Origin of the sequence: Glycocaulis alkaliphilus, from assembly GCF_004000605.1 — a bacterium.
In the GTDB taxonomy this organism is placed as follows: Bacteria; Pseudomonadota; Alphaproteobacteria; order Caulobacterales; family Maricaulaceae; genus Glycocaulis; species Glycocaulis alkaliphilus.
On sequence record NZ_CP018911.1, the window covers coordinates 1,268,025 to 1,280,189 of the forward strand.

Here is a 12,165-nt window from a genome sequence, read left to right on the forward strand (position 1 = left end):
TGCGCGTGATACGGTGATGCAGGCGATTCCGCCTGCCTTGCCGGAATCCAAAAGACATACAGGGGAGGTTCAAATGAACAGATCAAAAGCGTGGCTACGCCTGTCTGTCGGTGCCATGGCACTGACCGGCGCGCTGGCCTCGGCAGGCACCGCTATTGCGCAGTCCGCCGAAATTATCACCGTTACGGCCCAGCGCCGCGAGCAGTCGGTACAGGACGTGCCGGTTGCCGTGACCGCGTTCAGCGCGGCTGACTTGCGCGATTCGTCCATTGCGGGCGTTGAGGGCATTGCCGAGCGTACGCCTGGCTTCACCATGACCAGGTTCAATATCGGTGAGCCGCAGCTTTACATTCGCGGCATCGGCTCCACGTCCGATTCCGCTGCAGGCGATCCGTCTGTCGCGGTATCGATCGACGAGGTCTATATCGGCCGGGCCGGTGGCGGCGCGCTCAGCTTTTTCGATGTCGAACGTGTGGAGGTCCTGCGCGGGCCGCAAGGCACGCTCTATGGCCGCAACGCGGCTGGCGGCGCGGTGAACATCATCTCGGCCCGCCCGGACGCCACCCAGTCCTTTGGCGAGTTCACCTTCGGCTATGGCGATTATAATGACCGGCAGGTCAGCGCCGTTCTGAACGGCCCGCTGGGTGAGGCTGCCGCCGGGCGTCTGGCATTCCTTTATCAGGCCAATGACGGCTACTCCGAGAGCGTACCCTCAGGCTCTGATCTGGGTGGTTCCAGCACCTGGGGTGTTCGTGGTGCCATCAGCTGGGACGCAGGCAATTGGAGCTTCCTGGCGCAGGCCGATTATGCGCGCGACGAGACCGACGGTCAGGCCCGTGTTCCGGTACTCGGCCCGAACACAAACCCGGCGTTTGTGCCGCTTATCGGCGCCATCCGTGCCGGTCTCAATGAACGCCAGAGCTTCTCCGACCCGGACACGTTCCAGGAGCGGGACAGCTGGGGCTTTCTCTTCCGCGCCGATACGACATTCGGCGACATGGATTTCACCTCGTTGACCTCGTATCGCGGGCTCGAATTTTCTTGGTTTGATGATCTGGGCGGTCTGCCCGTGCCGCCCTATGTGCTGCGCGTCGAAGACATCAACGAAGACGAAGCCTGGCAGTTCACGCAGGAATTCCGCCTGTCGCGCACGCTCGGCAATGGTGCCTTCTGGGTGGCTGGCCTCTACCTCTTCCATGAGGAAGTAGACCGCAATGAGCGCTTCATCGTCGATGCCCGCGCTCCGCTGCCCGCGATTGCATCCGGTGATGTGACCTTCTTCCAGGAAGCCACGAACCAGTCTGCTGCGGTGTTTGCCCAGCTGACCATGCCGCTTGCCGACACGCTGAACCTTACCGTCGGTGGACGCCTGACCTATGACTCCAAGGAAATCTTCGCACGCGGCGTCGATAACGATACGCCGGGCGGACCTTTCCCGGGCATTCCGCTTGGCCCGCCCCCTGGCGTCGCCTATCCGGCAGGCGCATCGGGCAGCGAAAGCTGGACCGAGCCGACCTGGCGTCTCGCGCTGGACTGGCAGGCATCGGACAATGTGATGCTCTACGCATCCTATGACCGGGGCTACAAGTCCGGCCTCTATCCCAGCCAGGCGCAAAGCGCGGTGCAGGCGACGACTGCGCTCGACCCTGAAATTCTCGATAATTTCGAGATCGGGATGAAGTCGACCTTCGCGCAAGGCCGGGGCATCTTCAACCTGGCGGCGTTCTACACCGACTATCAGAGCCTGCAGGTCTATGAGCTGCTGGGGCTGGCACTGTCGACCTCGAACGCGGATGCGGAGATCAGGGGCGTGGAGGCGGAGTTTGCCTTCCAGGCCAATGACTACTTCCAGTTCGGTGGTTCCTACGCGTATCTCGATGCGCAGTACACGACCGATGCCGTCTCCAATCTCGGTGTGCTGCCCTATAATGGCAACCAGCTGACCCGCTCGCCGGAGCACCAGTACAACGTCTATGCGGCGCTGACGGTGCCGGTTGGAACAGGCACGGCGCGTGCGCGCGTCGACTATAACTGGACGGGGGATTATTTCTTCGATCCGTCCAATGCGCCTGAAACGCTGGTGAGTTCCTATGGCACGGTGGATGCCCGGTTGAGCTGGGGACCGGACAATGCCAACTGGGACATCTCGCTGTGGGGCCGCAACCTCACCGACGAGCTCTATCCGAGCCACATCATCAAGAACCTCGATATCGGGTTCACGGTGTTTGCGCCGCCGCGCACATTCGGCGCGCAGTTCCGGATGCGTCTGGGCGGCTAGTTCTCTACGGGGATGACGCAAGACGGGAAGGGCGGTGCCGCAAGGCGCCGCCCTTTCCTGTTTCTGACCCGCCGTTCCAGCCTGCCCTTGCGCTTGTTCACTGCGCCGCGCTGATTGCGGCGCGTTCGCTGGCCGACAGGGCAGGGACGGGGCGCACGCTGCGCGCATCAATCTCTTCGCCGGTCACCGCATTGCGCAGGACCGGCAGGACCGGCTTTCCTGTGGTCTGGGAAATCAGTTCGACGGGCAGCTTGCCCGGTTCGCACATCCAGCGTGCGCCCCAGGCAAAGAACGCCAATACGGTGGGGTAGAGCGCCCGGCCGCGTTCGGTAAGCACATACTCAAAGCGCTCCGGGCGCATCTGGTAGCGCTTGCGGGCGAGGATGCCGTTAGACACGAGGCCGTCCAGCCGGTCGGCGAGCACGCTGGTCGATACGTCGAGCGTCTTCAGAAAGTCGTCATAGCGCCGCACCCGGTAAAAGCAGGCCGCCAGCACCAGATTGGTCCAGTAATCGCCAAACAGCTCGATGCCCAGCTCGATGGGTTTGCCGCTGGCGCGCATGGCCGGCTGAACCTTCCGCCGGCGCATTTCCTTCAGGGCCGGGGCCTGACCGGGCACCGGGCCAGGACGGGGCATGACATCGCCGGGCAGGATGGGGGCTTTGGGGTCTTCGCCGGCCATGACCGGCACCACGGCGCCAGAACCGTCGCGTGCTACAAGCCGTATCGCGCGGGAAGGATCAGAGCGCGGAGACCAGTCCTGCTCCCAGAAAATCAGCATGACGGCGACGCCGTATAGGTCACGCCCCATGGCCGTGAGCACGTATTCAAAGCGGTCCGGGCGGGACTGGTACTGCCTGCGTGATAGCAGCCCTGCATCGGTCAGGGTTTTCAGCCGCCGGGCAAGGACAGACCGCGCAATCGCCAGCCGGTCCAGCCAGTCATCGAAGCGGCGCGCACCACGGAACGCCTCACGCAGGATCAGCATGGTCCACGCCTCGCCCACCACATCCATCGCGTGGGAGACGGGGTTGTTCTGAATCATCTGCTTGAGGCGGGAGTCCATGGTGCCACTAGAACCGATGGTTTTGCATTACGCAAACATCCTTGCGGGGGTTGAGGCTGTCCGCGAAACCGGCTAGAGTTAGTTTCGCTAACAAAGTGACCATGCTCCCATGCGTGGCAATGCAAACGAAAAAGGCCGACACTTGAACCGCTTGCCCGATACAATCACGTGCCGTCTTCGGCTGCCTCTGGTGGCCGCGCCGATGTTTCTCGTCTCCGGGCCGGACATGGTGCTCGCCGCGTGCCGGTCTGGTGTAATCGGGTCTTTCCCCGGTCCCAACTGCCGCACCATCGAAGATGTTGAAGCCTGGATGAAGACCATATGTGAGGCGCTGACCGAAGAGGATGCGCCCTGGGCCTACAACATGGTCTGCCATTCTTCCTATCCGCGCTTCGACGCAGAGCTGGAGTTGGTGAAGAAATACCAGCCGCCGATCGTCATCACGGCGCTTGGCGGCCCGCAGCGCGTTGTGGAAGCGGTTCACAGCTATGGCGGGCTGGTGTTTGCCGATGTGAACTCGGTGCAGTTCGCCGCCAAGGCTGCAGCGACCGGCGTGGACGGTCTGGTGCTGGTGTGCGCTGGCGCGGGCGGTCATACGGGCATGGTGGCCAATGTCGCCTTCATTGAAGCGGTACGCCAGTTTTTTGACGGCATCATCGCCGTTGCGGGCGGCATCTCAACAGGACGCGGCATCCGCGCTGCCGAGGCGATGGGCGCGGATCTGGCCTATATGGGCACCGCCTTCATCCCGGCCGAGGAGAGCCTGGCTCATCCTGATTACAAGGACATGGTGGTGCGCTCCGGCGCGTCCGACATTGTTGTGTCGGCCTCCGTCACCGGCGTGCCGGCAAGCTGGCTTAAGGAAAGTCTGAGACGCTCCGGGCTCGACCCGGAAAACCTGCCTGAAAAGGGCAAGGTGCAGTTCGATGACCCCTCCCAGATACTCAAGGGCTGGAAAGATGTCTGGTCGGCCGGGCAGGGGGTTGGCGCGGTAAATGCGGTGGAGCCGCTGGGCAGCATCGTCGCCCGTCTCGCCCGTGAATACACAACACACGAACTGGGGGCCGTATCGCCCCCTCATGGTCTGGAAAGGAGTGCTCGTGATGAACGCCCCGGTGCCTGAGTCCAATAACGGTATGGAGCGCGACGCCCCGTCATGGCTCGCCAATATCGACAATGCTTATCTGCGCGGCCTTTACGCGCCGGTCGCCCATGAGACGACAGCCAATGAGCTGAAGGTCATTGGTGAAATTCCGGCTGATCTGTGCGGTGCCTATATGCGCAACGGGCCGAACCAGGTCTATGCGCCCAAGTCCAAGCATCACTGGTTTGACGGTGACGGCATGGTCCACACCATCGCCTTCAAGGACGGCAAGGCGAGCTATCGCTCCCGTTTTGTCCAGACCGCGCACTTCAAGGCGAATGCCGCGCGGGGTGAGGAGCAATGGCCGGGCTATATGGGCCATCCTGATCCCAGCGCCCCTCCGGGTGCGGGCTCTGATGGCTGGCTGAAGGATTCGGGCAATACCGACCTCATCCTCCATAATGGCGAGGTGCTGGCGCTGTGGTACCAGGCGGGCGTGCCCGTCCGGCTTGATCCGGCAACCGGCGAGACGCTGGGTGAGCAGACCTGGGGCGGCGCGCTGACCCGTCAGGTTTCCGCCCACGCCAAGACCGATCCGGTGACGGGCGAGCTTTTCTTCTTCGATTACAACACCAAGCCGCCCTACATGACCTATCACGTCGTCTCGCGCGAAGGTCAGATGATCCGCAATGTGCCCATCGACGTGCCGGGCCCGCGCCTGCCGCACGACATGGCGATGACGGAAAACTATGCGATCCTGCACGATCTGCCGCTGTTCTGGGATCCCGAGCTTCTGCCGCGCGGCATCCACAAGGTGACTTTCTATCCCGACATGCCGTCACGCTTCGGCGTGATCCCGAAATACGGCAATGAAGGTGATGTGCGCTGGTTCGAGGCCGAGCCCTGCTACATCTACCATGTCACCAATGCGTGGGAGGAGGGCGACTGGATCGTCATGGAGGGCTGCCGGGTGACCGAGCCATGCCCGCCCTCAAAGCCCGGTCAGGGCATGTATTCGCGCATGATGGCCTTCCTGCTCCTGAAGGCGCGCTTTCACCGCTGGAAGTTCAACCTGAAAACGGGCGAGACCCGCGAGGAATGGCTGGACGACCGCAATGCCGAGTTCCCGACCGTCAACATGGACGTGGCCGGGCGCAAGTCGCGCTATTCCTACCACGTCTCCATCCCGACCAATCGCGAGACGATGGTGTTTGACGGGCTGATCAAGTTCGACACCAGGACCGGCTCGTCGCAGAGCCTGAAGTTCAAGGATGGCTGGTACGGGTCTGAAAGCCCGTTCGCGCCGCGCCTCAACTCCAATGGCGATGAAGATGACGGGTATCTCATCACCTTCATCACGAACGAGGTGGACGGGCAGTCGGAGTGCCATATCATCGACGCCAAGGATATTCAGGCGGGTCCTGTCGCCCGTGTCATCCTGCCTGCGCGCGTGCCACCCGGTTTCCACTCCACATGGGTGCCGGGAACCGAGATGGGCTGGGCCTGACCGGCCACAGCCAGACATGAGACCAGTGCCCTGCCTGAACGCGCCCGGTGGCATGAGGCGCGGGGCAGGGCATAATGACTTTTCTGACAGGCTTGGGGAGGCAGACTGCATGAAACTCGCACCGCCGAAAAAGATCGCCACCTATCGCAAGCAAGGCTGGTGGGGCGACGACACATTCTACGATGTGTTTCTTCAGGCTGCCGCAAAGCGTCCCCAGGCTCTGGCCGCGATCGATCCGCCCGACCGTGAAGCGCTGACGGGACGCAAGCCGCGCCGTCTGGTGTGGGCTGATCTGGCGGACGAGGTTGAGCGCACAGCAGCGGCACTCAGCGGTCAGGGGCTGGTCAAGGGCGACCGCGTGGTCATGCAGATGCCCAACGTGGTCGACACGCTCTCGATCTATCTGGCCTGCGCCAAGCTGGGGATCATCCTCAGCCCCGTGCCGGTCCAGTATGCTGGCCATGAATTGCGCCATGCGATGGATGCAGTGCGTCCGCGCGCCTTCATTGCCTCCAGAATGTTCAAGGACCGCGAGCTGGCGCGCGGCTGCAAGGCGGTGGCTGGCGACCGCGCCAAAGTGCTGTCGATGGATGGCGGCGGGGACGGGCTGGTCGATTTCTCTGCCGAGATCAGCCGCGCCAACACCCGCAAGGGCCCGTTCGGCCTGGGCGGCGCTGTCGCCAAGCAGAAGGGCGAGGCCGACGATTGCTTCACCATTTGCTGGACGTCTGGCACGACAGGGGTGCCCAAGGGCGTGCCCCGCTCCCACAATCACTGGCTGGCCATCGGCCCGGCCACGTATCACGGCATGGCCATCCAGCCCCACGACGTGCTTTTGAACCCGTTCCCGATGACGAATATGGCGGCCATTGGCGGCATGTTCGTTTCCTGGCTCCTGAGCGAAGGCACGCTGGTTCTCCATCACCCGTTCGACCTGCCGGTTTTCCTCAAGCAGCTTGTCACCGAGAAGGTAACGGCGACGATTGCGCCGCCGGCTGTGCTCACCATGCTCCTCAAGCAGGAGGGCATGCTGGACCAGTTCGACCTGTCCAGGCTGCGCGTGGTCGGTTCGGGGTCTGCGCCGCTATCGGAGTTCATGGTCGCGGGCTGGCAGAAGCGCGGCGTGGAGATCGTCAACCTGTTCGGGTCCAATGAGGGCATTTCGCTGTGCTCAGGGCCCGATGATGTGCCCGATCCCGCCTTTCGGGCGACGGCCTTCCCGCGTTTCGGATACAAGGGCGCACATTTCGCCAACCCCATGCATGCGCGCATCGAGACCAAGCTGGTGTCGATCGAGACCGGACAGGAAGTGACCCAGCCCGGCGAGGATGGCGAGCTGCTGGTGCGCGGCCCGTCAGTGTTCGAGGGATATTGGGGCTCTACCGCCGCCGAGCAGAAAGAGGTGTTCGACGCTGACGGCTATTTCCGAACCGGCGATCTGTTTCAAATATCTGCCGAGGATCAGGCCTTCTTCAGCTTCCGGGGCAGGGCCAAGGACATCATCATCCGCGGCGGTGTGAATATTTCGGCGGCCGAGCTGGACACCCTGCTTGAGGGACATCCCAAGCTGACCGAGGCGGCCGTGTTCGGCATGCCCGATGAGGTGATGGGCGAGCGCATCTGGGTTGCCGCCGTCCCCAAAGAGGGCGGAACGGTGACGCTCGAAGAGATCGTCGAATTCCTCAAGGCCAAGGAAATCGCCAACTTCAAACTGCCTGAACAGCTCATCATCGTAGACGCTCTGCCACGCAATCCGCTGAACAAGGTCCTGCGCTGGCGTCTGGTCGAAATCGCGAAGGAAAAGCACGCATGACCGCTCCCGTCTTCATCCTTGGTGGCGCGCAAAGCGATTTCGCCGCCAACTGGACGCGCAAGGACAAAACCCTCTTCGACATGGTCGCCGATACCACGCGCGCGGCGCTGGATGATGTGCAGATGGATGCTGCCGAGATCGACGCGGTGCATGTCGGCAATTTCGCCGGAGAGCTGTTCTGCGGTCAGGGCCTGCTGGGCGGCTTCATGGGCCATGTAGATCCCGGTTTTGAAGGCAAGCCCACGAGCCGCCACGAGGCGGCTTGTGCGTCCGGGTCAATGGCGATCCTCGCCGCCATGAGCGACATCCTCGCCGGTCATTACGACACCATCGCGGTCGTGGGCGTGGAAATGATGCGCAACGTGCCGGGTGAAACCGCGGCGCAGCATCTTGGCTCAGCCGCATGGGCCGGGCGCGAGGCGCTGGGCGCAAGGTATCTCTGGCCAGCCATGTTCTCCGATCTGGCCGAGGAGTATGACCGCCGCTACGGCCTGAAATACGAGCATCTGGCCGCGATCTCGAAGATCAATTTCGACAACGCGAAACGTAACCCGCACGCACAGACGCGCGCCTGGCAGTTCGGCGAGGGCAGTTTTGCGCGCGATGACGAGGCCAACCCCGTCATCGAAGGCTGGATGCGCCGCTCCGATTGCGGGCAGGTGACGGACGGTTCTGCCGTGATCGTGCTGGCGGGCGAGACGTCAGCGCGGGCGTACGCGGCGAAGCGCGGGTTGGAGCTGGCTGCCATCCCCCGCCTCAAGGGCTGGGGGCACACCACCGCGCCGCTATTGATGGAAACCAAGCTGGAAAAATCGCGCAAGGAGGGCGGTTACGCCCTGCCGTGGACGCGCAAGGCCATCACCGATGCCTACGCGCGCGCGGGCATTTCCGGCCCGGAAGATGTCGATGGGATCGAAACCCATGACTGCTTTTCGGTCACCGAATACATGGCGATCGAACATTTCGGCCTCACCGCTCCGGGTGAAGCCTGGAAGGCGGTCGAGGACGGGACAATCGCGTTTGACGGCAAGCTGCCGGTGAACCCGTCCGGCGGACTGATCGGGCTTGGCCATCCTGTTGGCGCGACCGGCGTGCGCATGGCGCTCGATGCTGCGCGCCAGACCTCGGGCAAGGCCGGTGACATGCAGGTGGAGGGCGCAAAAACCTTCGCCACCTTCAATGTCGGCGGCTCCGGCACGGCCAATGTCTCGTTCGTGATCGGGGTTTAGGTCCAATCATTGTCATGGCCCAGCTTGTCCGGGCCACCCATGGTGTCTCCCCCCGCCTGCGGGGGGAGTGGCCCGAAGGGCCGAGGGGGGGATTATCGAAACAAGCTCCCCCCTCCGTCTGGCAAGCCAGACACCTCCCCCGTAAACGGGGGAGGACATCCCGTCGCAGGTATGGGTCACCCGCATGAAGCGGGTGATGACAGGCACAAGAACTTTAAAGAGAAAAAGAATCCCCCATGACCGACACCTATATCTATGACGCTGTCCGTTCGCCGCGTGGCAAGGCCAAGGAAGATGGCGGGCTGGCGGCGCTGAAACCGCATGAGCTGACCGGCCAGATCATCGCCGCGCTGGAGGCGCGCAACGGCACAGACGCGCTGCAGCGCGCGGCTGGCCTTACGCTGGGCTGTGTCGGGCAGGTCGGCGCGCAAGGCGGCCATCTGGCCCTTGTCACCCGAATGCATGCTGGCCTGCCCAGCAGCGTGCGGGCCCTGACCATCAATAATTACTGCGTCTCCGGCCTGACGGCGGTCGGCCTGGCAGCCAATGAGACGATGGCGGCTGATGATGACCGGCTGCGCCTTGCCGGCGGGGTGGAGATGATGAGCGCCGTGCCCTTCATGGGCGACAAGGCGTTCTACTATGCCGACCCGAAGACGGCGTCTGCCCTGCGCTATGTGCCGGTGGTTCTCTCCGCTGACCTGATGGCCACCATGGAAGGCTTCACCAAGGAGGAGCTGGACACAGTCACTGCCCGCTCCCACCAGCGTGCCGCTGCGGCGCGCGAAAAGGGCGGTCTTGATGAGGTGATCGCCATAAAGGACGCCGAAGGGCAGACCGCTCTTGCCCATGATGAAAGCGTGCGTGCCGGCACCACGGTCGAGGGACTTGCCCGTTTCGCCCCTGCCTTTGCCGAGATGGGGGCGGCCGGATTCGACGCTGTGATGCTCAAAGCGCGGCCCGAACTCAAAGAGATCAGCCATGTCCACTCGGTCGCCAACTGCCCGCCCGTGTGCGATGGCGCGGCACTGGCGCTGGTCGGTTCGAAGGCGGCTGGGGAAGCAGCAGGGATAAAGCCCAAAGCGCGCATCCGTGCTTTTACCGAGGCCAGCGCCGATCCCGTGCTGCAGCTTACCGCGGGCTTTGCCGCGATGGACCAGCTGCTTGCGCGCACGGGCCTGAAGCTCTCCGATTTTGACCGGATCGAATTCATGGAGGCCTTCGCCGCCACCCCGGTGAAGTTCGAGCGCGATTACGCGCCGGACCTCGACAGGGTGAACCCGGAAGGCGGGCATCTGGCCATGGGCCACCCGATGGGTGCGTCAGGCGGCATATTGCTGGCCACGATGGTCGCGGGGCTGGAACGCTCCGGCGGCAGCCTCGGCCTTGTCGTCGCTCATGGCGGGTCGGGTGTAGGCAGCGCGATGGTGGTGGAGCGGGTCTGACAGGGTTTTTGGGCTTACAGCCTGGCCGCTGACCTCTATTCTGGGCGGGTTCCACACAGGAGTCCGCGCCCCGTGTCCCATCTCTTCCTCACTGCCAGGCTGATCTTGCTGGCCGGCGCGCTGGCGCTGGCGGGGCTGGCATCAGCGAAGGGCGATGAGATAGCCGGGCTGGTGGCCGGACACGTGGACGCGGCGCTGGAGGTGCGCAATGAAGGGCGGCCAGTGGACGCTGCCCTCATGCTCTCTGACCTGCTGGACGCCCTTCTGGACGCTGACGAGGCGCTTGATCCGGCCATCCTTTCCGACGTGCTGTTTCATTATGCCAAAACGCTGAGGCTGGCGGACCGCCCGGACGCGGCAGAGACAATGGCGCGCCGTGCTCTGCAGATCGATACCGGCCGTCTGCCGGCGGATTCGCCCGCACTCGCAGCTGTTTACTCGGTGCTGGGTGCCGCGCTGCTCGATCAGGGCAGGGGCGCTGAGGCAGAGATCGAGTTGCGTGCCGCATTGCCGATATATGAGGCCGCGTTCGGGGACCACGCCTACACGGCCGTCACGCTCTATCAGCTCGCTCAGGCGGCCGACGCGCAGGCTCATTACCCCGCCGCCGCGCGCCTCGCCGCGCGCGCCCTTGTCATCCTGACGCGTGTGCCGGAGGCAGACCAGCCTGACGGGCTATCCGGGCAGGCCCGCTTTCTCGCTGCGAGGTCCTATGGCGAGTGGTATGACAGCGCGCGCCGGGCGAGCGACTGGGGCGGGACGCGCGATGCCATGCTGGGCCGGGCTGCACTGGCCGGGGCAGGTCAGGACCGCGCCGCGCGCCGCGTGGAGTTGTCCGAATTCCTGCTGGCACGATCACTGGAGTCACAAGCAGCATTTGAGGCCGGCCGCTTCCCCGAGATCGAGGTGCTGGCGGCGGTGGCCATGGAAATATGGCAGGCCGAGCAGGATCTTGATCCGGTCTATATGAGCGCGGCCATGGCTGCGCTTGCGCATGCCCTGTCGGAGCAGGCCCGCCCCGACGAGGCCCTTGCGATGCAAGGACGCCGCTTCGAGTTCGTGACCACTGCCATGCAGGACAGGCCGGTCAGTGTGGCCTATGCCCTGTCCAGCTACGTGACCGCGCTGACCAATAATGGGCAGGACGCCGAAGCCCGCGCGGTGTTTGCCCGTCACGCAGCGGCTCTGCAGGGGCGGCTGGGCGGCACGGACCGGGCAGTGCTTGCCATGACCGAAGCCCGTCTGCTGAGCCTGGACGGTGACCACGCGTCAGCCTTGCGCCTTGCCGGCGAAGCGCAAGCTGATCTGGAGGCTGGTGGTGCAACGGCTCATGACTTGCAGAACTTCCATTCCGAGCGTAGCGCCATCGCCCGGCGTGCCGGGCAGTATGAGGACGCTTATGCGGACCTGCTGCGCGGCCGGGAGCTGGCCGATCCCGCACCGGGCTCTTTCGACGCTATGTACTGGGACGGCAGCCTGGCCGTGATCGCACTCTATCATCTGCACCGCCCTGGCACGGCGCTTGACCGTGTAAGGGATGCGTCTGCCAGCCTGATCGGTCACGCCAGCGCGCAGGCAGATGCGCGTGGAATTGCCGATGAGGGCAGGGAAGTCACCAGCCTTCGCAACCTCTTCATCCTGCGCACCGAAGCGGTTTGGGGGGCTGCCCACGCCCGTGAGCCGTGATGTGGCCACTGTCCGCTTGCGGGCCGTCTTGCTTGCGCTAGGGTGGCGATTGGTTAA

8 protein-coding genes are annotated in these 12,165 nt (G+C 63.9%); 7 read left to right on the top strand and 1 reads right to left on the bottom strand.

Annotated elements, in window-relative coordinates:
• Nucleotides 1–73: 73 nt before the first annotated feature.
• Nucleotides 74–2,278, top strand: a complete 2,205-nt coding sequence (locus X907_RS06090) for a TonB-dependent receptor (protein WP_170175481.1) — start codon at nt 74–76, stop codon at nt 2,276–2,278.
• A 97-nt stretch (nt 2,279–2,375) separates the two neighbouring features.
• Here X907_RS06090 and X907_RS06095 read toward each other — a convergent pair whose 3' ends face one another.
• Nucleotides 2,376–3,323, bottom strand: a complete 948-nt coding sequence (locus tag X907_RS06095; RefSeq protein ID WP_170175482.1) for a winged helix-turn-helix transcriptional regulator — start codon at nt 3,321–3,323, stop codon at nt 2,376–2,378.
• 172 nt (nt 3,324–3,495) lie between these two features.
• Between X907_RS06095 and X907_RS06100 the strand changes: the two genes are divergently transcribed.
• From X907_RS06100 to X907_RS06125, 6 genes are all read left to right on the top strand, one after another.
• On the top strand, nt 3,496–4,467 hold the full coding sequence (locus tag X907_RS06100) for an NAD(P)H-dependent flavin oxidoreductase (protein WP_233352551.1): 972 nt from the start codon (nt 3,496–3,498) through the stop codon (nt 4,465–4,467).
• Entirely contained in the window at nt 4,448–5,935 is a 1,488-nt protein-coding gene (locus X907_RS06105) for a carotenoid oxygenase family protein (RefSeq protein WP_233352552.1), read from the top strand. Before X907_RS06100 ends, X907_RS06105 begins: the two co-directional genes overlap by 20 nt.
• A gap of 109 nt (nt 5,936–6,044) precedes the next feature.
• A complete protein-coding gene (locus tag X907_RS06110) occupies nt 6,045–7,748 on the top strand; it encodes a class I adenylate-forming enzyme family protein (protein WP_127566247.1) in 1,704 nt (567 codons plus the stop codon).
• Nucleotides 7,745–8,977 carry an acetyl-CoA acetyltransferase gene (locus X907_RS06115; protein ID WP_127566249.1) on the top strand — a complete coding sequence of 411 codons (1,233 nt, stop codon included), beginning with the start codon at nt 7,745–7,747 and terminating at the stop codon, nt 8,975–8,977. The genes X907_RS06110 and X907_RS06115 overlap by 4 nt, the downstream gene beginning before the upstream one ends.
• A 236-nt stretch (nt 8,978–9,213) precedes the next feature.
• Entirely contained in the window at nt 9,214–10,422 is a 1,209-nt protein-coding gene (locus X907_RS06120; protein ID WP_127566251.1) for an acetyl-CoA C-acyltransferase, read from the top strand.
• Between the two features lie 72 nt (nt 10,423–10,494).
• Nucleotides 10,495–12,108 (top strand): tetratricopeptide repeat protein, encoded by a 1,614-nt coding sequence (locus X907_RS06125; RefSeq protein ID WP_127566253.1) that lies wholly within the window; start codon nt 10,495–10,497, stop codon nt 12,106–12,108.
• Nucleotides 12,109–12,165: the final 57 nt, after the last annotated feature.

What these genes read in the sequence shown, in the direction of transcription:
- X907_RS06105 (WP_233352552.1), top strand. Translation starts at nt 4,448, where the DNA reads ATGAACGCCCCGGTGCCTGAGTCCAATAACGGTATGGAGCGCGACGCC.
- X907_RS06110 (WP_127566247.1), top strand. Translation starts at nt 6,045, where the DNA reads ATGAAACTCGCACCGCCGAAAAAGATCGCCACCTATCGCAAGCAAGGC.
- X907_RS06095 (WP_170175482.1), bottom strand. Translation starts at nt 3,323, where the DNA reads ATGATTCAGAACAACCCCGTCTCCCACGCGATGGATGTGGTGGGCGAG.
- X907_RS06120 (WP_127566251.1), top strand. Translation starts at nt 9,214, where the DNA reads ATGACCGACACCTATATCTATGACGCTGTCCGTTCGCCGCGTGGCAAG.
- X907_RS06115 (WP_127566249.1), top strand. Translation starts at nt 7,745, where the DNA reads ATGACCGCTCCCGTCTTCATCCTTGGTGGCGCGCAAAGCGATTTCGCC.
- X907_RS06090 (WP_170175481.1), top strand. Translation starts at nt 74, where the DNA reads ATGAACAGATCAAAAGCGTGGCTACGCCTGTCTGTCGGTGCCATGGCA.